General features: G+C 65.3%; 33 protein-coding genes. 6 read left to right on the top strand and 27 right to left on the bottom strand.

What is annotated here, in order from left to right:
• Positions 1–8: 8 nt before the first annotated feature.
• The 25 genes from CXQ96_RS05190 to CXQ96_RS05085 form a co-directional block, all read right to left on the bottom strand.
• Positions 9–482, bottom strand: coding sequence for a hypothetical protein (locus tag CXQ96_RS05190; protein ID WP_104116966.1), 474 nt, complete (start codon positions 480–482; stop codon positions 9–11).
• Positions 479–1,267, bottom strand: coding sequence for a hypothetical protein (locus tag CXQ96_RS18340; RefSeq protein ID WP_181036361.1), 789 nt, complete (start codon positions 1,265–1,267; stop codon positions 479–481). Before CXQ96_RS18340 ends, CXQ96_RS05190 begins: the two co-directional genes overlap by 4 nt.
• Entirely contained in the window at positions 1,267–1,662 is a 396-nt protein-coding gene (locus CXQ96_RS05180; RefSeq protein WP_146070818.1) for a hypothetical protein, read from the bottom strand. Before CXQ96_RS05180 ends, CXQ96_RS18340 begins: the two co-directional genes overlap by 1 nt.
• A 94-nt stretch (positions 1,663–1,756) precedes the next feature.
• Positions 1,757–2,977, bottom strand: a complete 1,221-nt coding sequence (locus CXQ96_RS05175) for a phage major capsid protein (protein ID WP_104116964.1) — start codon at positions 2,975–2,977, stop codon at positions 1,757–1,759.
• Positions 2,978–3,083: 106 nt separating this feature from the next.
• Complete coding sequence (locus CXQ96_RS05170) at positions 3,084–3,767, bottom strand: HK97 family phage prohead protease (protein ID WP_104116963.1); 684 nt, start codon at positions 3,765–3,767, stop codon at positions 3,084–3,086.
• Entirely contained in the window at positions 3,754–4,941 is a 1,188-nt protein-coding gene (locus CXQ96_RS05165; RefSeq protein WP_146070817.1) for a phage portal protein, read from the bottom strand. Before CXQ96_RS05165 ends, CXQ96_RS05170 begins: the two co-directional genes overlap by 14 nt.
• Complete coding sequence (locus CXQ96_RS18335; RefSeq protein ID WP_181036360.1) at positions 4,938–5,078, bottom strand: hypothetical protein; 141 nt, start codon at positions 5,076–5,078, stop codon at positions 4,938–4,940. The genes CXQ96_RS05165 and CXQ96_RS18335 overlap by 4 nt, the downstream gene beginning before the upstream one ends.
• Positions 5,079–5,088: 10 nt before the next feature.
• Positions 5,089–6,534, bottom strand: a complete 1,446-nt coding sequence (locus tag CXQ96_RS05160; RefSeq protein ID WP_146070816.1) for a hypothetical protein — start codon at positions 6,532–6,534, stop codon at positions 5,089–5,091.
• The gene (locus tag CXQ96_RS05155) at positions 6,524–7,015 is read right to left on the bottom strand and encodes a hypothetical protein (protein WP_104116960.1); all 492 of its coding nucleotides are present in this window, start codon (positions 7,013–7,015) and stop codon (positions 6,524–6,526) included. Before CXQ96_RS05155 ends, CXQ96_RS05160 begins: the two co-directional genes overlap by 11 nt.
• Before the next feature lie 43 nt (positions 7,016–7,058).
• A complete protein-coding gene (locus CXQ96_RS05150; RefSeq protein WP_104116959.1) occupies positions 7,059–7,631 on the bottom strand; it encodes a hypothetical protein in 573 nt (190 codons plus the stop codon).
• A 616-nt stretch (positions 7,632–8,247) separates the two neighbouring features.
• The gene (locus CXQ96_RS05145) at positions 8,248–9,057 is read right to left on the bottom strand and encodes a hypothetical protein (RefSeq protein ID WP_104116958.1); all 810 of its coding nucleotides are present in this window, start codon (positions 9,055–9,057) and stop codon (positions 8,248–8,250) included.
• Positions 9,054–9,410, bottom strand: a complete 357-nt coding sequence (locus CXQ96_RS05140) for a VRR-NUC domain-containing protein (RefSeq protein ID WP_104116957.1) — start codon at positions 9,408–9,410, stop codon at positions 9,054–9,056. The genes CXQ96_RS05145 and CXQ96_RS05140 overlap by 4 nt, the downstream gene beginning before the upstream one ends.
• Complete coding sequence (locus CXQ96_RS18030) at positions 9,407–10,492, bottom strand: HNH endonuclease (RefSeq protein WP_146070814.1); 1,086 nt, start codon at positions 10,490–10,492, stop codon at positions 9,407–9,409. The genes CXQ96_RS05140 and CXQ96_RS18030 overlap by 4 nt, the downstream gene beginning before the upstream one ends.
• Positions 10,493–10,496: 4 nt before the next feature.
• Positions 10,497–10,889, bottom strand: coding sequence for a hypothetical protein (locus CXQ96_RS05135; RefSeq protein ID WP_104116956.1), 393 nt, complete (start codon positions 10,887–10,889; stop codon positions 10,497–10,499).
• 112 nt (positions 10,890–11,001) lie between these two features.
• Positions 11,002–11,301 carry a hypothetical protein gene (locus CXQ96_RS05130; protein ID WP_104116955.1) on the bottom strand — a complete coding sequence of 100 codons (300 nt, stop codon included), beginning with the start codon at positions 11,299–11,301 and terminating at the stop codon, positions 11,002–11,004.
• Entirely contained in the window at positions 11,298–12,032 is a 735-nt protein-coding gene (locus CXQ96_RS05125) for a hypothetical protein (RefSeq protein WP_104116954.1), read from the bottom strand. Before CXQ96_RS05125 ends, CXQ96_RS05130 begins: the two co-directional genes overlap by 4 nt.
• The gene (locus CXQ96_RS05120; protein ID WP_104116953.1) at positions 12,032–12,805 is read right to left on the bottom strand and encodes a hypothetical protein; all 774 of its coding nucleotides are present in this window, start codon (positions 12,803–12,805) and stop codon (positions 12,032–12,034) included. Before CXQ96_RS05120 ends, CXQ96_RS05125 begins: the two co-directional genes overlap by 1 nt.
• 112 nt (positions 12,806–12,917) lie before the next feature.
• Positions 12,918–13,373, bottom strand: a complete 456-nt coding sequence (locus CXQ96_RS05115) for a hypothetical protein (RefSeq protein WP_146070813.1) — start codon at positions 13,371–13,373, stop codon at positions 12,918–12,920.
• Complete coding sequence (locus tag CXQ96_RS05110; RefSeq protein WP_104116951.1) at positions 13,370–13,660, bottom strand: hypothetical protein; 291 nt, start codon at positions 13,658–13,660, stop codon at positions 13,370–13,372. Before CXQ96_RS05110 ends, CXQ96_RS05115 begins: the two co-directional genes overlap by 4 nt.
• The gene (locus tag CXQ96_RS18025; RefSeq protein ID WP_146070812.1) at positions 13,635–14,090 is read right to left on the bottom strand and encodes a hypothetical protein; all 456 of its coding nucleotides are present in this window, start codon (positions 14,088–14,090) and stop codon (positions 13,635–13,637) included. The genes CXQ96_RS05110 and CXQ96_RS18025 overlap by 26 nt, the downstream gene beginning before the upstream one ends.
• 112 nt (positions 14,091–14,202) lie before the next feature.
• A complete protein-coding gene (locus CXQ96_RS05100) occupies positions 14,203–15,576 on the bottom strand; it encodes a ParB/RepB/Spo0J family partition protein (RefSeq protein WP_104116949.1) in 1,374 nt (457 codons plus the stop codon).
• Positions 15,573–15,830 carry a hypothetical protein gene (locus CXQ96_RS05095; RefSeq protein WP_104116948.1) on the bottom strand — a complete coding sequence of 86 codons (258 nt, stop codon included), beginning with the start codon at positions 15,828–15,830 and terminating at the stop codon, positions 15,573–15,575. The genes CXQ96_RS05100 and CXQ96_RS05095 overlap by 4 nt, the downstream gene beginning before the upstream one ends.
• Complete coding sequence (locus CXQ96_RS18020) at positions 15,827–16,012, bottom strand: hypothetical protein (RefSeq protein WP_146070811.1); 186 nt, start codon at positions 16,010–16,012, stop codon at positions 15,827–15,829. The genes CXQ96_RS05095 and CXQ96_RS18020 overlap by 4 nt, the downstream gene beginning before the upstream one ends.
• Positions 16,009–16,311, bottom strand: coding sequence for a hypothetical protein (locus CXQ96_RS05090; RefSeq protein ID WP_104116947.1), 303 nt, complete (start codon positions 16,309–16,311; stop codon positions 16,009–16,011). The genes CXQ96_RS18020 and CXQ96_RS05090 overlap by 4 nt, the downstream gene beginning before the upstream one ends.
• Positions 16,312–16,326: 15 nt before the next feature.
• Positions 16,327–16,821: a hypothetical protein gene (locus tag CXQ96_RS05085; RefSeq protein ID WP_104116946.1), complete on the bottom strand. Its 495-nt coding sequence runs from the start codon at positions 16,819–16,821 to the stop codon at positions 16,327–16,329.
• Between the two features lie 364 nt (positions 16,822–17,185).
• Here CXQ96_RS05085 and CXQ96_RS05080 point away from each other — a divergent pair, with 364 nt between their 5' ends.
• Positions 17,186–17,491 (top strand): hypothetical protein, encoded by a 306-nt coding sequence (locus CXQ96_RS05080; RefSeq protein WP_104116945.1) that lies wholly within the window; start codon positions 17,186–17,188, stop codon positions 17,489–17,491.
• A gap of 11 nt (positions 17,492–17,502) precedes the next feature.
• On the opposite strand, the gene CXQ96_RS05075 is transcribed toward CXQ96_RS05080, so the two are convergent.
• Positions 17,503–17,724 carry a hypothetical protein gene (locus CXQ96_RS05075; RefSeq protein ID WP_104116944.1) on the bottom strand — a complete coding sequence of 74 codons (222 nt, stop codon included), beginning with the start codon at positions 17,722–17,724 and terminating at the stop codon, positions 17,503–17,505.
• A 122-nt stretch (positions 17,725–17,846) separates the two neighbouring features.
• Between CXQ96_RS05075 and CXQ96_RS05070 the strand changes: the two genes are divergently transcribed.
• Positions 17,847–18,176 carry a helix-turn-helix domain-containing protein gene (locus tag CXQ96_RS05070; protein WP_104116943.1) on the top strand — a complete coding sequence of 110 codons (330 nt, stop codon included), beginning with the start codon at positions 17,847–17,849 and terminating at the stop codon, positions 18,174–18,176.
• A 72-nt stretch (positions 18,177–18,248) separates the two neighbouring features.
• Here the strand turns inward: CXQ96_RS05070 and CXQ96_RS05065 are convergent, their stop codons facing one another.
• Positions 18,249–18,881: a hypothetical protein gene (locus CXQ96_RS05065; protein ID WP_104116942.1), complete on the bottom strand. Its 633-nt coding sequence runs from the start codon at positions 18,879–18,881 to the stop codon at positions 18,249–18,251.
• A 137-nt stretch (positions 18,882–19,018) separates the two neighbouring features.
• Between CXQ96_RS05065 and CXQ96_RS05060 the strand changes: the two genes are divergently transcribed.
• The 4 genes from CXQ96_RS05060 (at position 19,019) to sucC (ending at position 24,923) form a co-directional block, all read left to right on the top strand.
• On the top strand, positions 19,019–20,581 hold the full coding sequence (locus tag CXQ96_RS05060; RefSeq protein WP_181036359.1) for a sodium:alanine symporter family protein: 1,563 nt from the start codon (positions 19,019–19,021) through the stop codon (positions 20,579–20,581).
• Between the two features lie 128 nt (positions 20,582–20,709).
• Positions 20,710–23,175: a DNA helicase PcrA gene (gene pcrA, locus CXQ96_RS05055; RefSeq protein WP_104116941.1), complete on the top strand. Its 2,466-nt coding sequence runs from the start codon at positions 20,710–20,712 to the stop codon at positions 23,173–23,175.
• 31 nt (positions 23,176–23,206) lie between these two features.
• Complete coding sequence (locus CXQ96_RS05050) at positions 23,207–23,611, top strand: hypothetical protein (protein WP_146070810.1); 405 nt, start codon at positions 23,207–23,209, stop codon at positions 23,609–23,611.
• Between the two features lie 145 nt (positions 23,612–23,756).
• Positions 23,757–24,923: an ADP-forming succinate--CoA ligase subunit beta gene (gene sucC / locus CXQ96_RS05045; protein ID WP_104116939.1), complete on the top strand. Its 1,167-nt coding sequence runs from the start codon at positions 23,757–23,759 to the stop codon at positions 24,921–24,923.
• Positions 24,924–24,932 lie beyond the last annotated feature (9 nt).

Raw genomic sequence — 24,932 nt, 5'->3', positions numbered from 1 at the left:
AGCGGTTCCTATCCCTTGACCCGGTTGCGGGCTTCGAAGGTTGCCACGACGTCGACCGCGCGGCCCTGGCTTGTGTACTCCGGAGGCGTCTCGCCCTCCGTCTCGATCTCGGTGAGGAAGCAGTGCCGGACGACGCCGCCGAGCGTGGTGTCGGTCAGGCGGACGTGGCGCTCGATGAGGCCGAGCAGCTGCAGGGCACGTTCCTGCGATTCCTCCTCCGCTTCCTCGCCGCCGCCAACCAGGCAGGAGAAGGTCGCGGAGCAGGACAGGACTTCCTCGCGCTGCCGCTGCGGGCCGAGGTTCGCCCGGTCCTGCCGGGAGCTGGCCCGACCGAAGGCAATGATGTCGTCGGGCGCGTAGGTGCCCGGCGTGCCGGCGGTGACGAGGACCCTGATGGTGTCCTCGTCCGCTGCCATCAGTTCGCGGGTTGCGGCGACGAGCGCCTTCTTGAATGCCCAGACGGCGGAGACAGGACTGCTCATGCGAAGCCTCCGATCTGCTGGTGCGGGCTGCACAGTTCGACGACCCGTCGAGGGACCGCGAAGCCTGACGGCGTGAAGGCGTCGGCCGTGGGTTCCTGCCCGCGGACTGCGCCCTGTCCCTGCATGCCGATCTGCCACCAGTGCCGGACCAGTTCGCGGGCTGCCAGGCGCACGTTGGGCGGGATGATTGGGGAACCGAACGAGTACGTCACCGCGACGTCGCCGGCGACGAATGACGCAGGGTGGTAGCGAGTGCCCGCGTAGACGATGCCCGACTGGAAGTCCGCGTAGTACTCGACCACGGGCAGCCCGTCGATCGTCACGGCGATTACCTGGCTCGGGATATGTGGGAGGACGACGGAGCCGCCGCCGGCCGCGTGGTGTATGTAGGTCGAGGCGACCATCGGTCCGACGATGTCCTCGATTACTTCCGTCGCCGCGGCGATGTACAGCCGGAGGTCCTCGCGGTCCGCGGCCGAGGGGTTCCTCCACCGCAGCCCGTTCTCTGCCTCCTCGAGCGAGATGATGAACCGCGGGTCGGCGGGCCACACGTCGAGGACGTCGGTGAAGACGTCAGTCTCCGTGCCCGTCGCCAGCCATCGGAGCAGGTGCCGGCCGGGCATAGTCGGGACCAGTGTGGCTGTCTTCCCCTCCTGATCGACGATTGGTGCCGGGTTGAGGGTCAGACCGTCAGGCTGCGTGACGGCGAGCGCGATGTTCGCGCCCGCCGCCACGGTGCCCTTCAGGCTGACCTTGGCGGTTCCGCCGAGGTCCACGGAGCCCATTACTTCGCGTCGGCCTTATCGGCGTTCTTCGTCGCGTTGGGTGCCTTGCCGGCCGAGGACTTCGCTGCGTCCGCTGTGAGCTTCGCAGCTGCTTCCGCGGCCGCCAGGTCACTGGCTGCCTGTTCGGCCGCGAGAGCGTCGGCGCGGGCCTTCGCGTCGGCTGCCGTCTCGGTGACCAGGGGCCGGTTGCCCGAGGTCGTGGCGGTCTCGACGCCGGCCTTGGCGGCGAGCGCCTTCTCCTCGACTGTGGGATCGGCGGCGAGGCCGGAGGCAATCAGCTGCAGGGCCTCCGTCTCGGGCAGGGTGATCTTCTCGCCGGGCGCGGGCCAGTCCTTGCCGTCGCGCGTGCCGGAGATCCTGCCGATCATCCGGACTTCCTTCTTCTTCTCAGCCATGATCATGCTCCTCAGGTAGGGCTGTTGCTTGGTGCGTGGTCGCTGACGGGCAGGGGAACGGTGTCCGCCTGCCCGTCAGGAGTGGAGCTGCTGGTTACGCGCCGGCGCCGGCGAAGTGCTTGACCGCGCCGGTCTGGTCGACCAGGATGCCGTCGCCTCGGATGAGCGTCCGGTAGGTGATGAGGTCGCGGTCGAATGCGAACTCGTCGGACCGCTCGAAGCGGACACCGTTGACGATCCGTACGAAGTACGCGGACAGGTCACCGAAGGCGACCGACCGGGCGCCGGCGCCGGAACCCGGCACCGTTGGGTCGGTGTAGATCGGCTTGCCCAGCAGCGCGTCGGGCTGGCCGAGGACCACGGACGGCTGCCAGATGTACTGGCCGTTGCCGTCCTTGATGACGCGCAGCTGCGCGGCGGTGGAGTCCTTGATCAGCCAAGCGGCCGAAGGGCTGTTGCGGTACGGACCGATGACCGAGTAGAAGAGCTGGATCAGCTCGTCGAACGTCGGCACCGCTCCCGCACCGGTGACACCGAGCAGGCTGGTCGTGATCAGGCCCGAGGGCTCGTTCACGCCGGTACCCGAGACGAGCTTCGCGCCCAGGGCATTGCCGACCGCACGGCCGGCCTGGCGGGCGATGAAGCCCTCGATGTCGAACGCGGCGTCGTCGGCCAGCTCGCGGCTGACCTGGTTGAGGTCGCCGTACTTGTAGGCGCCGAGGCTGCGCTTCCCGAGGACGGGATCGGAGACCGGGATCGGCTGACCCTCGCCCACCTGAGCACCGGTCGGCGCGTTGATCGTGACGGGCACCTGGATCTCTTCACCGGTGGAGGTGTAGAGGATCGTCGCGCCAGCCGAAAGGATCGCCGACGTCTCGATCGCGTGCTCCATCAGCTGGCCGTAGAACGTGGTCGGGACCAGTGCGCCGCCAGCAGCCTGCGTTCCCTTAACCATCGCGCGGACTTCCTTGCGCTCCTCCGTGGTAGGAACGTAATCGATCGCGGCGTTGCGGCCGCCGGCGATGAGCGAACGGATCTGCTCGTCGGCGTCGGCGTTCCCGCCGCGGTGCTCGTCCCCGGAGCCGGGGATGCTGCGGAAGGACTCCTCGATGTCCTTCCGCTCGTTGTCGAACGCGACGAGGCGGTCCGACTGGGCGCGGAGGGAGTCCATCTCCTGAGTGATCTGGTCGAACTCGACGCGCTCCTCAGCCGAGAGATCGCGCTTCTCGGCTTCGGCGCGGTCGAGGATGACCTTGCCCTTCTCGTGGGCGGCTCTGCGCTGCTCGAGCAGCTGCTTGGCGAGCGTAAGGCTCATTGCATTCCCCTTTCCGGAAATGACAAACCCCGGGCCGCGGTGGCGCCGGGGTGGAAGTTGTGTTGCGGGGGAGTGCGGGTGGATTTCGTCCTGCCCACAGGATGGATCAGCCGCGGCTCGCTAGGTCGAGCCGGTGGCGGAAGGCGCTCAGGTCCGGGTGGATGTCGTCCTGCCCGGGCTGCTCGCCCTGCCGCTCCTCGTGAGGAGCGGAGTCTGGGTTGAGGAGCCGCTCGCGCAGTTCCTCGGGTTTGGCCTGGCGAACCTCTGCGAGGTCCATGTGCAGCCGTTCGGCCAGCGAGCGCAGGCCGGTCGTGGTGTCCCGGTACGCCGGGTTGTTCACGGGTGCGACGTCGACCAGCTGGACGGCCGTCAGGGTTCGCAGCGGGAATCCCTGCTCTGTGAAGTCCCATTCGTCGGAGACGGTGCGGAAGGCGAAGGACGAGTATCGGAGGTCGCCGCGCTTTGCGAGCTCGCTGACATCCCTGCCGGTCGTCGTGTTCGGCAGATCCACCTCGTACAGCAGGCCGGTGCCGTCGACGCTGAGGCGCAGCGTTTCGCCCTCGGTGGTTCCGAGCAGGCCGTTGTCATCGTGGTTGTACCGGCCGAGGACGGGCACGTTGTCGGCGAGTGACTTCGTGAAGGCGCCCGGGTCGACCCGTTCGACGAAGCCGCCGAGGTTCTGGGACAGCTTGTTGAAGACGGCAGCGTACCCGCTGAGCACTCCGAGCGCGCCGTCGACGGCTCGGAACTCGACGGGCATCGAGATATTGCGAAGCTCAAGATCGCGCACCGGGTGCACCTCCCTGTTGATTGTTTTCAGGCGCGGAGAGTGCTCCGCTGTACCACTTCTGCCACTGCTCGATCTCGGTGTCCGTGAGCATCGCAGAGTCCTCGAACTGGCGGACCTGCGCGAGCGTGTAGATGCCGTTCTTCAGCCCAACTGCATATGCGTCCAGGCGCGACTTCAGGTCGCTGCGCACGGTCGCGTTGAGGTTGAACTTGAAGTACTGCGATTCGGGCAGCAGCCTGGTCAGGTGGTGCTCGAGCCGAATTGCCGTCGGCTGGACGGACCGCATGTTGAATTTGATTTGGTTCAGCTCGAGCGTCGAGTAGGTCAGGCTGCCATTCGCCGCCTCGCCGCCGATCTCCTCGGGCGGGACCTTGAAGATTGCAGCGATTTGGTTGGCCGAGGCCTTGATCGAGTCGAGGAACAGGGAGTCGGAAGGCTTGAGCCCAATCTCCTTGTACTCCCAGTCCTTTCCCGAGACGAAGACGTCGTTGTTGGCAACGGCCGCTTTGAAGCGTTGCTTGGCGACCGAGGACTGCAGGGCATCGAGCGCTCTTTCGAGGTAGCGGAGATGTCCTGACGGGATACCCGACTGCTTGTAGGCAGCGGCGCCGAAGGCCTGTGCTTCCTCTGCCATCTCGAAGTTCTTCCGGAACAGCTCGACCGGGCCGAGGCCGACGACAGAACCAGGCAGCACGAAGTCGGCGACGTGGACTACCGTCGCCGGGTCGAGCTTCTCGCGGTTGTGCAGGTACACCGGCAGCGGGCCGGACTCGTCGACGCGGATCGACTCGGGGTTCAGCCACTTGATCTTCGAGGGAACGCCGAGCCGGTCGACGGCCACGATCACACCGTAGGCATTCCCGCGAAGCTTCATCGACGCGACGTACTGGTGGATCCACTCGACCCGCGTCCCGGAGGGGTTCGGGTTCGGGTTGTCCGCCAGGATCGACGGCCCGACGCTGGTACGTGTGCCGTCGGGGTTGCGCTTGTAGACGCCGGCCGGAGTGGTTGCGAGTGCTTCCGCGATCAGGCTCACCGCGGAGAAGACGGCCACCGTGCGGAGCGATCGCTTCATCGAGGTGGAGCTGAGACTGCCGACGTCGAATCCTCCGGGCAGTCCCAGAGTTGGGTCAGGCGCTGCGCGGCTCTCTGAGGGGCCAAACAGAAGGCTCACTTACTCGCCCTCCAAGAGATGGCCAGCAGGCCCATCCCGGCGGCGAGGAACGCCGCCGGGATGTAGATGAGGGCGATGCCTGCGACCAACAGCGCGATGCCGCACAGGTCGAGGACCGTCGTGATGGCCTGCTTCATGGTTCGCCTCCTAGAGGATTGAGTCGAGTGGATCGCCGTCGTCCTCCGCTGTCTCGATGAGGAGCCAGCGGGCGAAGGTCACCGCGTAGAGAGAGCTGATGTCCTGCTGTGTCCGGCCGCGCGCGAAGATGAACGCCTTGCCGCCGATGTAGTGCTTCTGCGCTGCGACCATCGCCGCGTTGAGTTCCGGGTCGTTCAGGTACCGCAGATCGTTCGCCAGGGCGTCGTCGTAGAAGCCGCCACACGCCGCGATCCTTTCCGGGCCCGGGACTTTCACGACTTCGAAGCCGGCCGCCTCGAGGTCAGGCACCAGCGACCGGGCGCCGCCACCGGCGTCGATCGCGACCTTCCACCCGCCGAACTGACTCGCGAGGGCGGCCAGCTCGTCGACTGCACCGGCTGTTCCAACGCGATGCTCGTACAGCTCGATGTAGGCCTTCGCCTCCGGATCCGTCGACCTGGCGGCCATTCCGATACTCGTCCACTCCCTGTCGGGGGAGATGTCGAGCGCCCAACGCGGCGTACCCTCCCATGCGGACTCGTCGGAGGTGATGTAGCCGTCCTCCCACAGTGACGTCGGAATGATCCTCGGCGGAGCCTTCGCCTGTGGCCACCAGCCGTACCAGGCGCGCTCCCACTCGGCGAGATCGGTCGAGTTCTCACGCAGCCCCATGACTCGTTCGACGTCGATCGTGTGGCCACCTGCAGGGTGCGTGTTGGCCAAAGTCTCGGGGTCGTTCGGGTCGGCGTCCTCCGGTGCCGAGTACTCGATGTAGCAGGTCCTCGACTGGCGCCCGGACTCGATCAGTGCGCGGCCGATATCCCTCTTCTCAGCTAGGTAAGTTGACCGGGTGTTGCCGGCCGCGGAAAGGATCCACAGCTGCGAGCCAACGACGGTGAGCAAGGTCGGTTGGATGCCGCCCTCGAGGGTGTTGTCGGAGTGCGCGTACGCCTCGTCGATGTGGCCCTCGTGGTTCATATCGCCGTGCCCGGAGTTGTCGGACACAGCGTCGATCGCCAGCTCCGCGCCCGTCTTGTACCGGACCGCCTCCTCGCCGCCCCGCCAACGCGGCTTCGCGAGCGATTCCTTGAGCTGCGGCGAGCGCAGGGTCGGCAGGTAGAAGTCGTCGCGGAGTCGCTTGAGTGCCTTCAGTCGGTTCTGAGCGGTGTAGATCATGCGGCCGTCGACCGTTGTCAGAGCCCGGTGTGTCAGCTTCGCGCGGCTGATCGTGGTCTTTCCCGCACGCCGGAGCACGATCGCGATGACGGTGTCGTACCAAAACCCTCCTGTTGCCGGATCGATCTCGCAGGCCACGGCGAGCGCGTCCCGCTGCCAGGGCATCGGAGTGTTGCCGGCGGCCTGCATGACCTTGCAGACGGAGCCGCCGAGGGTCTGTCGGGCGGGGTTGCGCGGCGTGGCGAAGCGAGGTGGAGGGTTCCGGGGGTTACTGCTCATCCGCCGCGTCAGGCTGGAGCAGGCCGGACATGTCCCACGAGCCCGCGCCGGGCGCCGACTCGACGCGGCGGAGCCGGTCGAAGACGTTGAACAAGCGGGACTCCATGCCGGAGACGAGGTCGAAGCGCTCGGCCGCGGGGATCTGATCCAGCACGCGGGCGTTGTACCTGGCCAGCACGATCAGGGTCTTCTTGAACGGAGGCTCCCCGATCAACGCCGCGAGCTCACCGTCGAGGGCCTGCTCGATCGGTCCGGCCGGCGCATCCCAGCTGATGCCGACCGACGACGGCTCGACGAGCGGCGCTGCGGGCTCGAAGGCCGGCGCCGGGCCGCCAGACTCCTTCAGCTTCTTCGCGGCACGGTAGGCCGCCTGGTCCTCACGCTTCGCCTTCCGGCAGCCAGCGCACCGGCAGCCCTTCCGGTAACCCGTGGCGCTCGGGCCCGCATTGCCATGACGGAACGGAATCGGCTGGTCGGTCATCGGTCCGCCTTTCTCTCAGAGCCTCGATGGACGATCTGCGGGCCTAGGGTCGGCGCCCCTCCCGCACCAGAGCGGCCTCCCGCTTCGCTGCGAAGTGAGCAGCGTGCGCCTCGGCCGAGGTCAGTTCCTCGATGGGCTTGCCTGCGGGCGGTTCGTTCGTCCGGTTGATCCCGGTGCGCTCGTACTCGGCGCGGACCTGCTCGGGGTCACTCCAGTCGGGAGTGACCGCCACGTTCAGAGCTTCGAGGACGTCGCGCAGAGCTTCCTTATAGCCGGAGTCCCACTGCTCCGTGTGGTCGTTCTTGGCGTATGAAGCGTGGCGGGGGTTGGTCTGAAGTTCCTTGACCACGTCCTCGACGGAGTAGACGACGGAGGCCGGCTCTTCCGAAAGCTCGCCGTCGTCCACCGCCTCGAAGGTCACGAGGTAATTTGCGCCCTGCTCAAACTGCTCAGCAACGGATTCCAGCACAGTGATGCTAATTGAGAGGGCCGGCGTGTACTTCGCCCAAGCCTTATTCCGCTCGTCGTTGTAGTCGGCGTAGAACGACAGGCCAACTGTGCCGCTGATCGATGCGGCCTTCCCGGTGAGCTTTGCTACAGCGGTCGTCTTGCTCATGCGGCTGGTTCCAATCTGTATCGGGATTTCGAAGGGTGCCGGCGGCGAGCGCGGCCAGCGAGATCGCCCCTCATCTGTAGGGCGCTACCCGGGGTTTCGCGGGGGAGAGAAAAAATGGAAGATGCGCGGGTCGCCCACACTGGCGCGGGCTCAAAAACCCGGACCGATTTCGCGCGAAGGTGACTCTGACTAGCGGCGATTACGTGCTGCGCGGAGTTTCGACACTGGCCGGAGTACCGGCTGTGCCAGCTTCCGGCGCCGCGCGGCTTCCTTCTTCGAGTTGCACCCGAGATGCATGGGTTGCAAGTTCCATTCAGCTGTTGGATGCCCGCCATCCTCGAGCGCAACGATGTGGTCAAGCGATGGGCCAAGCGAATGCCGAGGCCGGAGACCGAAGACGATCTCGGTCCCGCACCAGGCGCAGATCGCACCGGGCACGCAGTACTTTGCGACCAGTCGTTGCCACGGCCGGCCGCTGCGGCCGCGTCGTGGGTCCCACTCGTCGAGCTTCGGCATGCCCGCACCCCCGGATACGGCAAGAGCCCCGACCCGCTAGGGTCGAGGCTCTTCGCTCTGGGTGCAGAACACCACCATCGAGGATCAATGTACTGGCTTGTCAAGCACCCTGCTGGGACGCACCGCGCAGGCGGCGTGTCGGCGCGCTCGTGTACTTCTTCGCCAGCCTGTCCCTTCTCGTCTGCAGCATCAGCCACTCGTCCATCGGGATCCAGTGGTCCGGGTCCTCGCTGCATTGAATGGTGGTCGTCCCGTCCGGCATCACAACTCCGACCAGCTGACCAGGGCACGGACGCCGGCTACCGTCGCCCGGGTCGTGGAACTGATGGCAGTGCGACTCGATCGGCTGGGTGGTGATGGGCGGGTGCGTCACCTTCTCAATATCCCGCGCCGCCTTCCATGTCGCAATGTACGCGGCCTCGGTCACTTGCTCGTCTGGATGGCTTGCGATGTACCCAACATGTCTGCGAGCTAGCCGACCCGCGAGCGCCCAGGTTCCCTCGGTCGTAGTGAATACCTCGAACGGCTGGTCCTCCACCAGAGTGCGGAGGATCGAATACACCGCGTGCCGAGCCAGTCCCATTGCCTCGGAGACCCGCAGGTCGATTGGAGCAGCGGAGCCCTCGGTGCTGGATCCTGCCCGCTCCCCGTCAGATGGTCGACGGCTGGTCATCAGTGCGTCGTCGAGGTTGTCCCACCGGTCATGGATCAGCTCGAGGTCGTACTTGAGTTGCTTCCAGCATCCGAAGCACAGGTTGGACCGGGCCTCGGCCGGCTCGTGCTGGTCCCCGATGATGCAGTACCGCGGGTAGTCGGTGTGCTCGATGGCCAGGCTGTACGGAATCGATCCGCGGCCGGGGACTAGGTACCGCTTCTGCAGCTGCAGCTCTGCGTTCGTTGGCTTCGTCATGCTGCCTGTCCTCTCAGCTGCCGCTCGATATGTCCGCTTGCCCAGTCGGCCGGCCGGAGTACTTCCACCTCGATGCCAATGGCGGCGAATGCTGCGATCCATGCGCGCTGCTCGATGGTTGTCTTGCCCTTCTCGCTCTTGAGTTCCCAGACCAGGAACCGCTTCTGCCTGACGTGAATCATGAACAGGTCCGGCCAACCCTTACGTGAACGCCGACTGTCATGGGTGTGGTAGCTCAGCCAGTGCAACTCGTCGGCCAGCTGGAGGATCTTGCCCTGCAGCTGGGACTCAGTCCACTGGTTGCACAACCACAGCCGGTACTCCTCGCTGGTCATGCTGGGGAAGCGGGTCATGAACTGTTGCCTCTCCTGCGGGGTCTCGATCTGTTTCGTTTGCGCTTCGGAGATTCGGAGGATGGGTCAGGTTTGGAGGGTGGCTGGTCTGGGAGACCAGACCTAACCTCACCTACCCGTCCCGTCCCGTCCCTACCCGACCCGGATATTCCAGATCCTGTAGACCTCCGACCTGCTGGATCTGCTGGAATCTGCGGATATTCAGCAGGTCGCGGCGGAGGGGTCTTCTCTTCGGCTTGTTCTCGGGGTCTTGCGTCGTCTTGTGGGCCGGTGTTTCCCTTGCCCTGCGAAGAGCCGGGGTGTCCGTTGCCCTTCGTCCGTGGTGCCTCTGATGCCTTCTGGCCGGTGGTTCCGTTGCCTGATGGCTGTCCTGGCGGGATGCTGCGAGCCGGAGGCCGTGGTGGCCTGTAACCGTTGCTCTGCGCCCACTCGTGACCCGCAAACCATTCGATGGTCTTCGGGGAGTAGTACGGCTTCGATGGTGCTGGGAGGAGGGGGCATATGCGGTCAGCGTCCGGGTTGTCGGACCTGATGCCGTTGCACTTGCCGCACGCGACGACGAGGTCGTCCACAGTGGTGTCGCGTGCCCTTGGCTTCCGATGGTCGTACGTGCCCGCTAGGCGTCCCTTGCGTGCGTTCCAGTTCACAACCATGCCGCAGTAACGGCAGGCGTCGCCGTCGCGGAACCGGACCGGGATGATCAGCGCGGGGTTCGAGTTGTCGTTCTTGCGCTGCCTCTCCCACTCAATCTCTTCCTTCGTCCGCATATGGATGAAGTCAGGGTCCTCAACCAACTTGTAGACCGTGCGCTCCGCCCCGTCGATCATCACGCGCTGCTCCACCCAATAGCCGGCGAACGTGGCCACGTCCGTCAGCATGCCCACCCTCGAGGCTCCAGCCATCTGGATGGCAGTGCCTCGGGACACGACATAGTCGGTCAGGTGAGCGGTCGACTGCAGTGCGCAGCGCATCACGAACCCGAAGACCTCGTTCAAGAGGCGGTCGTCGAAGTCGTCGTGCTCCAGCGCGGCGAGCGCGATGGGGTGGTTGGCGGCGGTGTCGCCGGAGCGGAGCCATGGCATTGGGTTAGCGGTTCAGCTTTCGGTCGTGGATGGCCTGCACAAGTGCTTGGCCTTCCGGATCTGCGAGCGCAGCGGTGAGCGTTTCATCGTCCAGGTCGTGGCGGCAAAGGCCTTGACCCTGGCGGGCGCCGGCATACCACCGGGCGCCGGGTATGCCGCACGCACCGCCGAGTCGGTGATAGTCCCAGAGCCGTTTCGGGTCAAGGATCGGCCAGTGAGCATCGCAGGCGTACACGTCGAAGGGCTCTCGGGTCTCGGGGGGCGTGCCAGGCCAGGCATGCCAAGTGGCGGGCTTGCCGCATATCGGACCTTCAGTAAACTTCGCGTCGTAGGTGCAGATTGCCGCAGCGTGGGACAGAGGCTTCGAGCCGTAAAACTCTTCGCGTCGCTTGCTCACGTCGTACTCGTATCCGAAGGGCCGGCGAGCGCGAAGTCGGCTTGTGTCTGATTACGGGCGTCGTCGACGATGCCGAGCGCTTCCCGCATCGCGAGGTACAACAGTGCGGCGATCACTGGGCATCCCCGCTGATGGCAGTCTGACCCGGAATCAGTCCGGGGTCCGCTGGTTTGTCGCAGTCCTCGCATCCGCCATCGTTATCGAGCGTCGCTTTGCACTCATCGCATTTCGGCGCGCAGGACCAGCAGTAGTGGTTGGTTTCGTCCGCGCTGATCCACCAGTCGTCATTCACTATTTGGTCGTGGGCGTGTCCGTGGTCGGACCAGGCGGAGTAGTCGCTGTCCTCACCCGAGGACACGCCGCACTTGTCGCACTCGAACCAGTAATAGGGAGCCTGCTTTAGCGCCATCATGCCTTCACGTCCTCTCGCATCATCGGGGGCATCGCGGCCGCCAGCTCGGGCAGACGGTGAGCCCAACCCATCCGCCACGCTTCGATCTGTCGATAGACTTCTGTCTCGTCGCTGGCCCGGACGGGCATGAGCAGGCCGAGGAAGCTCTCGCCGCACGAGATGAGGATGCTGCTGCCCTCTGTCGGTTCGATGACGAGTGGCTCGCCGTAGGCGGCCGCGGCCGAGGAAAAGAGGCGCAGGTACTTGCCCGACGTCGCGAGGCGCTCCGGCAGGACCTTGTTCGCCCGCAAGCTGTTGAGGAAGACGCTCGCCCACTTCACCGGGAAAGGCTCAGACTCCTCGCGCGGGATCTGCAGGAGCTTGCCAGGGAAGAGGCCAGCGACGTCGAGGAAGCGCAGATTCTCGTCGTCGACGGTGATCCGCATGGCCTCACCGACGCCGACCTCGTCGTCGCTCTTCTTACCCGACGACTTGAACAGCGCGAGGATCTCCTTCGCAGTCTCGATCGAGATGAAGAACGTGTCGTCCGCCGGGTTGCCGGTTAGCCGTCGGGCATCCCATACCGACGCGATCGCGTGCCCGATGGTGTACCGGTTCGTGGCTGTCAGGTACAGGTTGTCCACGGTGGCCGTGATGCTGACGCCGGCGATCGCCGGGACATCGTCGGCCGCGTGGGGCAGCACCGACTGCAGCGCCTTCCTCAGGTCGAGGGTGTTCACGTCGAGGATCATCAGAGGCCCTTCTGAGCTGCAGCCTGCTGAGCCGGCGTGCAATGGCCGTCGTCTTGGCAGTCGGAACCGCACCCGAAACCAATGACAGGGCAGGGGTCGTACGGGTCCAGAAGCCGGCAGTGGCTGCATTCGTTTTCGTCGCGATCTTCAGGACAGAAGCTGGTACAGGTGCACGTTCTCAGGCCCCTGATACGTGTTGACCAGCGGTCAAGCACGTCCGCGAGCGCCTCTGCCAGATAGACGAGACATATGCCGGGGTTGGACACCAGGTGCTCGACCAGTGCGTGCTCTCCATACTGCTGGGGCTCGTCCTGTGGGATGAGGCTTCTGACCCGCCGGCTTTGCGCGATCCACTCAGCGACCACCCGTGCGTCAGTGGTCTCAATCGGAGGAGCAGAGATTTCGACCTTCGCTCGGAAGGGGAACTCGTTTGGTAGGTCCTCGGTCTCGGCCAGGCTGTCGGCGACGGCGTTCCAATCAATCAGGCGGATGCCATCCTCGGTCAGCGAGTTCAGTGCCTGTATGCCCGTCTCGAAGTGCCGGAAGACGGGGATGAGCGTCTCTGCGACCAAGTCGGTCTGTCGCTCGTTCAACGCTTCTCCAGCTGCGAGCATGCGGAAGGCGCGACGCACGCCGTCCTTCCTCGATTCGAAGCCGGGGAACTCGTCCTTGGTCACGGCGTCGCGAAGGATGTCGGCTTCGCGCTGCGCTGCTTGCTCGAACAGCCCGGAGGCGGCCTGTGCCTGCTCCTGCGGGGTGAGGTTGTCGCTCATAGGTGCTCCTTGGTGATGTGGTCAGTGACGAGCGTGGTCACCGGGTGGACGAACGGGCAGTAGGGGCAGCGATTTGGCTCGGGGTTGATTAGCTCAGCCACGGCAGCTCCCATCAGTAGTTGAGGATGATGTCCGCAGGATGGTCGGTGCCGCCCCAGTCCATGTTCGAGTCGCACACCGGGCACTCAATGAAGAACGTCGAGTTTTCCCACTCGTCCTCGTCGGGTAAGTCGGTCTGCCGGTCGGCCTGCGGGTAGATGACCATGCTCGTAAGGCAGTCCTGGTTCGAGCAGGTCCCCCACGTCGCGGTGCGGTCCTCGCGCTCGTTTCGGATCTCGGCCTGACGCGCCCGCTCCGTTGATTGCCCTTTAGGAAGGGTGCGGAGCAGCCCCGCCTCGCTCAGTAGCCTCACTATGTGTGCTGCCTGCCCTCCGACAGCGGTGTCATCCTCGGCCCAGTCGTCGCGCTTACTCAAGCGCGAGAGCTGACCAGTGACGATCTTCTCTGCCTTTTCGTTCTGGGTCACCGGTTCCTCTTCTTGGTAGTAGCTTCTGGGTTGCTGGTTCATCGGCGCACCTGGCGTTCCCAGCCGACGATGCGAGTGGCCCACTCGACGGCGTCTGCCTGCAGGAGCATGGTGACAGCGCCGGCATGGACGTGGTCGCTCATGATCACGCCGGGTTCCTCCCAGAGGACCGCCCGCCACCTCCCGTCGCCCGTGGGTTTCACGGTTGCGCGCGGGTGTGGGAGGTCCCATGTCACGAAGTAGGGGGCGCGGGAGTACTGCTCAGCGTCGATCAGCCGGATGCTGTCCTCTCGGAGGTCCGTGTCATCCAGCTTCTGCGAGGGGCTCATGCCCTATTCCTTCCGGTGGGACGCCGCGGCGTCGACGAGCGGCCCAGTAGGCCTCGAGTGATTGCTGTGCCTGGCGCAGCGCCGGCGTCAAACCATCCGGGCCGGGCATCGGCCGATCGCCGCTCTGATTGCGGCGGAACGCCCGATAGTGCTTCGAGCAGAGGCCTCGCGTGAGCGCTTCTGTTGTGCAGCCGTGCTCGGAACAGTCCGGGCGCTTCCGCTCGACCAGTGCAGCCGCGGCTTCCTCGGCCTGGCGCAACGACTCCACTTCCTGTGCCTTCCGAGCTGCTTCCGCTGCCAGTCGCTCGCGCTCCTCCGCTTCAGCGAGCGCCTCTTCTTGCGCGGCGGCGAGCGCGAGCCGATCGGACTCGATTAGGGCTGTCTGGCGGGCCCGTTTGCAGGGTGCGCAGTGGCCGTCGCGGGTCGTCATGGCGACTGTGCCGGGCCACTCCCACGCTTTCTCGCTGACCTTGCGGACTCGACGCATGCAGTCCGGGCACCTGGTTGGCGATGGCTTCGGCAGGGCGGCGAGCGCAGCTGGATCAGGCCGCGTCGGCATCGTCCGCCTCCTCGTCGCCTTCGGCCTGCTTTGCGGCCTCTGCCGCCTTCTCACGCTCGATCCGTGCGCGCCGTTCCTCTGCCTTGAGGCGCAGCCTCTCCATGGCCTCCTTCTCAATGTCGCTCCACTGGTAGCCGAAGAGGTTCGCCAGCCGATCGCGCTGCCCCTTTGTGAAGTCGTTGCCGTATCGGCCCTCGCCCCAGTAGTCGGGGTTGAGGAGATCCGCGCTGTTATAGACCCCGGCCATGCCGTCGACTACGACGAGCTGCTCAAGCGATAGCTTGGCGAGCGTTGCTTCGATGTCGGCCGGTTTCGCCTCCTCGGACAGTCCGATGAGGCCGCGAGCGCTCTTGAGTTGGGTGAAGGTGCTGACTACGCGCGGCAAGAAGAGGCGTGCGGCGAGGCCAGCGGGTGGGGTGGCAAAGATGTCTTCGAGGTGTTGCCGGCGGACGTGGTCGGCGACGTCGAGGCCAGCCTTGATCCGCTCGTACTCCTCCGCTTCCGCGATTTCTTCTGGGGTGGGCTCGCGAGGGGCCTCGGCGTCGGGCAGTTCGCTGCGCAGGATGGCCCACTCGGCATGACCTGTGCCGTCAATCAAGGGCTTGTGGCCAGCTGCGACATGCTCGGCCGGGGTGAGCCCACCGGCGGGCACGGGGGCGTACTCGCTCCGCCAAGGCCATCCTTCCGGGCGAGCCATGGGTTCGACTCCGAGTGCGGCGAGCGCCTTCCTCGTGCGGACGGCCTCTGCGGCGGCCTTTTTCTCCTGGCGGAGGGAGCGCACCCGATAGTCCCAGTTATAGGAGCCGACGTCATCAAGTAGCTTCTTCGTCGCCTTCGAGTCGTCCGCAAATTCAGCGAAGACGAGAGCCTGCTCGAGCGTGATCTGTCCGCTGTCGAGCTTTGCGGCGATCGGGTCCGTCACCTTCGCGAGCTTGATGCGGTCCTGCACCAGGCGAGGCTTGCGGCCCGTGTTCTCCGAGATCTTCTTCGCGTTATAGCCGGGCAGCTCGAGTAGCTGCTGGTATGCCCGGGCTTCCTCCATGGGCGAGAGGTCGTTGCGCTGCGTGTTCTCGACGATCATGAACTCGGTTTGGGCTTCTGGGGTGGCGAGGTCCTCGCGGATCATGCACGGTGCGGTCTTGACCTTGGCGAGCTTCGCGGCCGCCAGTCGGCGATGACCACCGAGGACGACGTACTTTGTCTTCGCCGTCGGGTGTGGCACCACGGTGAGGGCCTGGACGATGCCTTTCGCCTTGATCGAGGCGGACAGGTCGTCGAGGTCCTGCAGCTGCCGGCGCACGTTGTGTGGGTGTGGTTCCAGCTTCGCCAGGGGAATGTCCTGCATGTCGGTGCTCATAGCAGCGCGATCCTTTCGAGGTGCTTTAGGTGGGTGAATCGGGAAAGAGCGGTGGTCAGCAGGTCGATTGCTTGATCGCGTTCCCCGGACTCGAGGGCAACGACGCCGACGATCGCTGCGTCCTGCGCGGAGACTTCGAGGTCGCGGCGCATGAGCTCCTCGAAGACGGGGGACTCGTCAGCGATCGACCCGAGTCGGCGTTCCGTTCCGCGGAGGAATCCCTGCTCGATGACGTCTATCGGATTGAGCGTCATGGCTTCCGCTCCGACTCGAACACCAGACCGAGTGCCGCGAATACGGCGAGGATGTGACGGCCGTCGGCGGACGGTGTCAGCCAGTCGCTGGAGAGGACGATGAGTGCGACGGCGAGCGCGAAGAGTGCGAGCCAGGCGAAGAATCGGCGGCGGTGCTTCACCTCGGGGGAAGTGCGGCTCATGAGGTGGCCGATGGTTTGAGTACCGCTCGGAAGCCGGTCTTGCTGGGGTACTCCGGATGCGGCACTTCCTCGTGCGTCACCAGGTAGTCGAGGGATCCGAGGCTGCGGCTCGACCCGAGCTCCCGCATGCGGAGTTGCGAGCGGCGCCGCTGCTCCCACTGCGAGCGCGTGAACCATTGGCCGTGCAGTGGCCCCTTGCCGCACACGACGAGGTCCTCGCGAGCCCAATCGGGGAGTTTGCTCTCGGCTTCGACTTGCAGTCCCGGCTGCCTCGTGTTCCGTGCGAGTCTGCGCGCCATCGTGGATCACCGCGCTCACTTGCCGTGCCTGATGCTCTGGAGGACCTCTGCCGGGGTCGGGTATGGGCGTGCGACTGGCAGATCCTCGCCGGCGCCCTGGTCGGCCGCGTCGTCGAGCTCAGCCATTGCCGCCTGCCCGTTGACAATCCAGCCAGCGGCGTCCGCCCGCATGTTGCCGATGACCTGCTTCGCCTCGTTGACGAGGTTCTGCAGGGCTACCTCGAGGTGGCCAGCGGCCGCCTCGGTGAAGCCAGTTGCGTCGAGTGCGACGAGTGAATCAGCAGCGTGCTTCGCTTGATGGACCTTCTCGTGTAGCCGGCGGACCTCGCGCATGCGGCGGTCCCTCTCGACGGAACGCACCGACGCCGCGTCGCGCCGAGCCTTCGGATCGTTGTCGTTGTAGCTGGACCAGTGCGGGCAGTTGAGCGCTCCGAAGTACAGGCCGAACGGCAGGGAGATCTCCTGCGACTCTGACTCGTGACCTGATTCGGGCAATGCTGTAGCTGACATCGGGTGTCCTCAGGGGAAGAAGTGATGGTGGGTGAAGGGCTGGGAGCGCGGGTCTCAGGCACGCTCCCAGCCCGTCGAACTCCGGCGGCGATGGGGGACGCCGCCGGAGGGTCTAGTGGTAGCTCAGGAAGTGGATCAGGGTATGCGGGCCTACCCGCTTCGAAGCCCCGCAGGTGATGCACCGCGCTTGATAGAGACCAGCCGCCAGTGGGTCGCCAGTCACCTGGACGTGGTGGTCCCGAACGGACGACTGATGGAGGGGCGGCGCGTCAGCGGTGGAGTCCGGCGCGCCGCCCTCTTCTGCTCCTACAGTTGGGGTTCCAACACCCGCACCAGACGGTGCACCAACCGAAGGAGAAGCGCTGTGTCTACCTCGCTGTACTACAACGGGCAGGTTTACGTCATGGATGACTCGTCTGCGGACCTGACTCGGTTGCTCATTCAGCGAGTCGTGGAAGGCGGTGGCAGCGAGTGGATAAGCGTCAATTCCACCCTCCCCGGCGGGGTCCAAGGGAGCGTCCAGATCTTGATCACCGCAGGAGTGCCCATGACCTTCATCGCGGACAGCGCCAAGACGTCGACGGAGGCACTCAACCTCGAGGCAGCCAAACGGTGGCTCAGCGATGAAGAGATCCTCAATTGGGCGACCCTCGCCAGCGGCAACAAATAGCATCAGCGGGCTCATGCCGACGCCGCCTGCGAACGCGAGCTGACGAGCTCTGAGTCCAGGTGGCGGAACCAAAGGCGGAGCGTTTCGCTCGATACCTCGATCTCCGTCTCGGCTTCGATCGCTTTCGTGATTCGGTGCCAGGACTTTCCCTCACTGCGGCCGGAGCGCACCAGCTCTTCCAGCGAACGTCCCTGGAGCTTGATTTCGATCAGCGATCGAGTTGCGGTAGCCATGAGGTACAAGTTAGTCACTGACAAACTTGTTTGCAAGAGGGTTGCGTAACTGTCTGTCAACAGACTTCGTGTCGAATGACAAAAGTATTGGCAAAAGGATGGTCAGGTGATTCAATGACTTCATGAGCATCGAGACATCATCCGAGCCCTGGAAGCCCGTCGACAGCTTGGCGAACCGCTTCCTTCTGGTTCGAAACACCACGGGTATGAGTCAGCGCGAGTTCGCTTTGCGAGCCGGCGTGACGTTCGGTGTCATCCAGGGCATCGAGAAAGGTCGATCGCCACGCGGCGAGACCGATGTGATCAAGCGGGTCGCCGCAGCCTTCAGCGTCGATCGCGAATGGCTGATGTGGGGCGGAGCTCTGAACGAGGAAAGCCCCTCGGGAGATGGCCCGGAGGGGCAAGGTATGCCTGGTGCTGGGGCCGGGCAGAAGTCTCCCTCTAACCTTTAGGAGAGGGACGCTCTATCCTACTGAGCTACAGAGGCTCGGATGCGGCTGATCCACCGATCCGGCGGTCCCAGCTTACCCGTTCTTCGCGACTGTTTCCGCGCGTGGCGTCGATACACGCAGGCGTCGGGGCAGGACGACGCACGCAGCTCCTGCCAGGAGGCTCGCGGCCAGCAGAAGCCAGCGCAGCACGGTCAGCGTCGATGCGAGCGCCACGCTGCCGGCATCGGGAGCGGCCTGTGCGAGTGCGGCATCGATGGCGATGTTCTCCCACAGGTCCACCACGACGAACAGGATGACGGGAGACCACAGCACCCAGCGCAGCCATCGCCGTCCCGCGCCCAGCTGGATCAGCAACAACCAGGCGAACGCGAAGATCAGGGGAAACAGCGTGCCTGCCGTCTTGTGCACATAGCTGAGCTGGCCGCGGGCGTCGTCGTCCATCGCTTCGCGGAGCCGTTCGATGTAGCTCTGGTCGTAGCCGCCGATCATCATGTCCGGCATGGTGAGGCCGCCGGAGAGCTGGGTCATCTGACCGAGGGTGAGCAGATGGAGGTACCAGAAGAGGAAGAGCGATGCGACGGTGGCGGCGATCAGGACCAGGCTGCCGTTGCTCTTCTGGTTCGTGCGGGTTCCGGTCACCGAGGGTTCCTCCGGCAGCGCTCCCGTCGTGTGCTTGCGTGCGATCTGCGCCCTTGTCTTTGCCACGCTCCCAGTATGCGGGGCCGGGGAGGTCGGCGGGCTCACCGCTTTAGGAGCCTCGATCGCGTTCCGTCGAAGCGCAGCCATCCCACCGAGACCGATCTGTGATTGCGTTCACAGGAGAAGCAGGGTTCATTAGTGAGATGAATCTTTCTTCCGCACTACCCAGAGCTGTCACCGAGGACGTCGGGTGGCTCGCCGCCATCGACGAAGCGATCAATAACGCGTTCGCCAAACCGACCGAGATCTTCTCGACCATCGTGTTCTTCCCGATCACCATCGGAGACGTCAGCTTTCCGGCTGTCGTCGCCTGGCTGATCCTGGCCGGCATCATCTGCACCATCTACTTCGGGTTCCCGCAGCTCCGGGGCCTGAAGGTCGGGTACGAAGTGGTCCGTGGGCGCTACTCCTCAAAGGATGACCCGGGCGAGGTCCCCCACTTCCAGGCACTCACCTCGGCGCTTTCCGGAACTGTCGGGCTCGGCAACATCGCCGGTGTCGGTGCAGCGATGGCCCTCGGGGGTCCCGGCGCCACCTTCTGGATGATCTGCGCCGGCCTCATCGGCATGGCCACGAAGTTCGCCGAGTGCACGCTCGGCGTGAAGTACCGCGAGGTGCATGCCGACGGCTCCGTCAGCGGCGGACCGTTCAAGTACCTGCCCATCGCGTTCCAGAAGCTCGGTCGCATCCCCGCCAAGATCCTGACCGGCATCTTCGCCGTCGCGATCCTCATCTTCGGCGTCGCCGGCGGCAATATGTTCCAGGCCAACCAGACTTTCGCGCAGGTGCAGAACGTCACGGGCGGTGAAGACGGTTTCCTCGGCAGCGCCGGAGCGGCCTTCATCTTCGGCATCATCCTCGCGTTCCTCGTGGCCGTCGTCATCCTGGGCGGCATCAAGTCCATCGGCGCCACTACCTCCCGCCTCGTCCCTGCAATGGGCGGGGTGTATGTCCTCGCCTGCCTCTTCGTCATCATCGTGAACATCGGCCAGGTCCCTGCTGCCTTCGGAGCGATCATCAGCGGCGCGTTCAACCCGCAGGGGATAGCCGGTGGCATCCTCGGTGTCCTGATCGTCGGCTTCCAGCGGGCATCCTTCTCGAACGAGGCCGGCGTCGGCTCGGCAGCCATTGCACACTCGGCCGTCAAGACGCGCCGACCGGTCAGCGAGGGTTTCGTGGCTCTCTACGAGCCCCTCGTCGACACGGTCTTGATCTGCACCATGACCGCGCTGGCCATTATCATCGCCGGCGCACCGAGCTTGCAGTCCGGCATCGACCAGGTGCAGGGCGGCGGCGACACTCCCGACGGCGTGATCCTGACCTCCGACGCCTTCGCAACGGTCCTTCCCTGGTTCCCGGTGGTGCTGGCGATCGCAGTGATCCTCTTCGCCTACTCGACGCTCATCACCTGGTCCTATTACGGCTTGAAGGCCTGGGAGTACCTCTTCGGGCGCGGTAAGACATCGGAGGTCATCTACAAGGTCATCTTCCTCTTCTTCACCGTGGCCGGCTGCGTGCTGACCTTCAGCCAGGTCATCAGCTTCGCCGATGCGGCCCTGTTCGTGTGCGCTTTCATCAACCTGCTCGGCGTCTACTTCCTGCTGCCCGTCATCAAGCGGGAGATGCGTGAGTACCTGGCCGACCGCAAGAGCGGCAAGCTGCTGATACTCGGTATCGAGAAGGACGAGCTCCGGACCGAGAAGTAGCCTCACCACGCTTCGACGGAACTGCCTCCACCCGTTCACGGGTGGAGGCAGTTCCGTTTCCCCCTGTCAGCGGGGTCACGCGTGCGGCGGAGCCGAGTGTCGGGGGCAACGCCTAGACTTGAGGAATCATGGACATGCTCTTCGATCCCTACGTCTCCGCCCCCACGGCCGCCGAGAAGAAGCGCGCCCGAGGGGCCGCGATGGCGGGGACGAAGGGGTCGGCGGACCCGGCGACCGAGCACGTACCGTCCCGTGTGGGCGTGGACGAGCACCGCGCGCAGGAACTCCTCGTGGGCCTCAACCCTCAGCAGGAAGAGGCGGTCAGGCACGGCGGATCGCCACTGCTCATCGTCGCCGGCGCCGGGTCGGGCAAGACGCGCGTGCTGAGCCACCGGATCGCGTACCTGCTGGCCACCGGGCGGTCGCATCCCGGGCAGATCCTCGCCATCACCTTCACCAACAAGGCCGCAGCGGAGATGCGCGAGCGCATCGAGGCGCTGATCGGCGATGTCGCCAAGCGCATGTGGATCTCGACCTTCCACTCGTCCTGCGTGCGGATCCTGCGCCGGGAGGCGGCCTCCGTCGGGCTCAACTCGAACTTCTCAATATACGACTCCGCGGACACGCTGCGCCTCATCACGCTGGTCGCCAAGGGACTCGACCTCGACCCGAAGAAGTTCGCGCCGAAGGCGATCCAGCACAAGATCTCCGCTCTCAAGAACGAACTGATCGACGAGGAGGCCTTCGCCTCGGACGCCAACCTCTCCGATCCGTTCGAGCAGGCCGTCGCGGAGGTGTACACGGGCTATGCCCAGAGGATGCGCCAGGCGAACGCCATGGACTTCGACGACCTCATCGCGCAGACGGTCTTCATGTTCCGGGCCTTCCCGGGCGTGGCCGACTACTACCGGCGGCGTTTCCGCCACGTCCTCGTCGATGAGTACCAGGACACCAACCACGCGCAGTACGCACTGGTCCGTGAGATCGTCGGAGTACCGGGGGAGTCGTCCGAGGACCCCGCCGAACTCACCGTCGTGGGTGACTCGGACCAGTCCATCTACGCATTCCGGGGTGCCGACGTCCGCAACATCGTCGAGTTCGAGAACGACTACCCCAGCGCGCGTACCATCCTGCTCGAGCAGAACTACCGGTCGACGCAGAACATCCTGAGTGCGGCGAACGCAGTGATCTCGCGCAACCCCAACCGGCCCGAGAAGCGCCTGTGGACAGCCGAAGGCAGCGGAGAGAAGATCGTCGGCTATGTGGGCGAGAACGAGCACGAGGAGGCCCGCTTCATAGCGGAGGAGATCGACCGCCTCCAGGACGAGGAGAACATCCGTCCCGGCGACGTCGCCATCTTCTACCGCACCAACGCCCAGTCACGGTCCATCGAGGAGATCCTGCTGCGTGTAGGCCTGCCCTACAAGGTGGTCGGCGGTACGCGGTTCTACGAGCGCAAGGAGATCAAGGACGCCCTGGCGTACCTGCGCGTGCTCGTGAACCAGGACGACGTCGTCAACCTGCGTCGCGTCCTCAACGAGCCCAAGCGAGGCATCGGTGACCGCGCCGAGTTCGCCATTGCGGCCCTGAGCGAGCGTGAGCGCATCAGCTTCATGGAGGCCCTCCGGCGTGCGGACCAGGCGCCGGGCATGGCGACGCGCTCGGTCAACTCCGTGGCCGGATTCGTCAAGCTGATCGACGACCTCGCGGAGGTGGCCAACGGATCAGGAGCGTCGGCGGCACTCGAGGCCGTCCTGGAGCAGACCGGCTACCTCGAGCAGCTGCGCACCAGCAACGATCCCCAGGACGAGTCCCGCGTCGAGAACCTCGCCGAGCTCGTCGCCGTGGTCCGAGAGTTCGAGCGCGACAATCCCGAGGGGACACTGGGCGATTTCCTCGAGCAGGTGTCGCTCGTGGCGGATGCGGACCAGATCCCGGACGCGCCCGATGGTTCCGCCGCCGATGTCCAGCGCGCGGTCGAGGAGGCGCGCCGTCAGGGCGTCGTCACCCTCATGACACTCCACACCGCCAAGGGGCTCGAGTTCCCCGTCGTCTTCCTGACCGGCATGGAGCAGGGGATCTTCCCGCACCAGCGCTCGGCCACCGATCCCAAGGAGCTCGCGGAGGAACGGCGCCTTGCCTACGTGGGCCTGACCCGCGCGCGGCAGCGCCTCTACATCACGCGCTCCGAGGTGCGCAGCATGTGGGGCCAGAGCCAGTACAACCCGGCGAGCCAGTTCGTCAGCGAGATCCCCGAGGAGCTGATCCACTGGAAGCGCGAGGGGGCTGCGAAGCTGGCCTGGAGCTCCAGCGGAAGCATCAGCGGGCCGCGGTTCAGTGGGTCCTACTGGGGTGCGAGCGGTGGTGGCTTCAACGGCAGCGGCGCAGCGCCATCGAAGGCCATCGGGCGGGTGCAGCCCCAGAAGGAGGTCGTCTCCGTGGCCGTCGGTGATTCGGTCAACCACGCCAGCTTCGGCAACGGCACGGTAGTGTCCGTCGAGGGCGCGGGAGACAAGACCGTCGCCAAGGTCCGGTTCGACGTCGGCGAGAAGCGCCTGCTGCTGCGCTACGCACCGCTGACCAAGGTGGCCTGACGGAGCGCCAACCGCACGGGGGAGGGCGCTGATGAGGACCGGAGGAAGCGGAAGGCCCGAGGGGCGCATGGTGCGACGACGCGCAGGCGCAGCAAGCTTCATGATCGCGCTGGCGGTCTACCCCGCACCGGTGGAAGCCACGGATGACTGCAACGGCACGAACCTCGGCTTCAAGGGTGGAACCGTCATGCTCACGGCCCATTCCTTCTCCTATGGAAGCTGCCGGATCGGTATGACGGTGATGGAATCGGAGTTCGCGCCCGGCGCCGATACCCGAGGGGGCCCTGTCCCGGAGCTTCCTCTCCTCCAACGGGGGGAAGCTGTCGAACTGCGGGGGTTCCGGTGCGGCTTCGGCGAGGACGGCATGATCTGCGGCAGTCCGGAGAGCGCGACGGGGTTCGTCACCGGCCGCGATTCTGGGGCTTCGTTCGGCTGAAAACCCTCAACGAACGGGGCCCGGTTTCTACGATTGATAGAACTGTGGCCTTACTCACTAAAGGGCTAGTCTGGGAAAGGCCTCAGGCCCGAGGGGCTAAAGTTCCCTCTTGTAAACCTACTTCGACGTAGAAGGACTCTAGCCCGTGGACCTGTTTGAATATCAGGCGCGCGATCTCTTTGAGGCACACGGAGTTCCCGTGCTCGCCGGCATCGTGGCGCACACCCCAGAAGAAGCAAAGGCAGCAGCCGAGAAGATCGGCGGCGTCGTCGTCGTCAAGGCTCAGGTCAAGGTGGGTGGCCGCGGCAAGGCCGGTGGCGTGAAGGTCGCGAAGACCCCGGACGAGGCCTACTCCTACGCTTCGGACATCCTCGGGATGGACATCAAGGGGCACACGGTCCACAAGGTCATGATCGCGCAGGGCGCGGACATCGCCGAGGAATACTACTTCTCCGTCCTGCTCGACCGGTCCAACCGCAACTACCTGGCTATGTGCTCGGTGGAGGGCGGCATGGAGATCGAGCAGCTCGCCGTCGAACGCCCCGAAGCCCTCGCACGCATCTCCGTCGATCCCGCAACCGGGATCGACCAGGCCAAGGCCGAGGAGATCGTCGACGCAGCAGGTTTCGCCCCAGAACTCCGCGAGGGCGTCGTGACGACGATCCTCAGGCTCTGGGACGTCTTCGTGAAGGAAGACGCCACCCTCGTCGAGGTCAATCCCCTCGTCAAGACCGGCAGCGGCGACATCCTCGCGCTGGACGGCAAGGTCACCATCGACGAGAACGCGGAATTCCGCCACGCGGACCACGCTGCGCTCGAGGACAAGGACGCGGCTGACCCGCTCGAGGCGAAGGCCAAGGAGAACGACCTCAACTACGTCAAGCTCGACGGCGAGGTCGGCATCATCGGCAACGGCGCAGGGCTCGTCATGTCCACCCTCGACGTCGTCGCCTACGCCGGCGAGGCGCACGGCAACGTGAAGCCCGCCAACTTCCTGGACATCGGAGGTGGAGCGTCCGCCGAGGTCATGGCCGCGGGCCTCGACGTCATCCTCAACGACAGCCAGGTCAAGAGCGTCTTCGTCAACGTCTTCGGCGGCATCACCGCGTGCGACGCCGTCGCGAACGGCATCGTCAAGGCCCTCGAGATCCTCGGCGACGAGGCCAACAAGCCCCTCGTGGTACGCCTGGACGGCAACAACGTCGAAGAGGGCCGCCGCATCCTCGCCGAGGCCAACCACCCGCTGGTAACCCTCGCCGACACCATGGACGAAGGCGCCGACAAGGCCGCCGCGCTGGCCTACGGAAAGTAAAGGGTTCCC

This window comes from Arthrobacter sp. B1805, from assembly GCF_002929745.1.
Lineage (GTDB): Bacteria > Actinomycetota > Actinomycetes > Actinomycetales > Micrococcaceae > Arthrobacter_D.
Note: the sequence above shows the minus strand (reverse complement) of the source record. Positions and strands in the feature narration are given on the sequence as shown.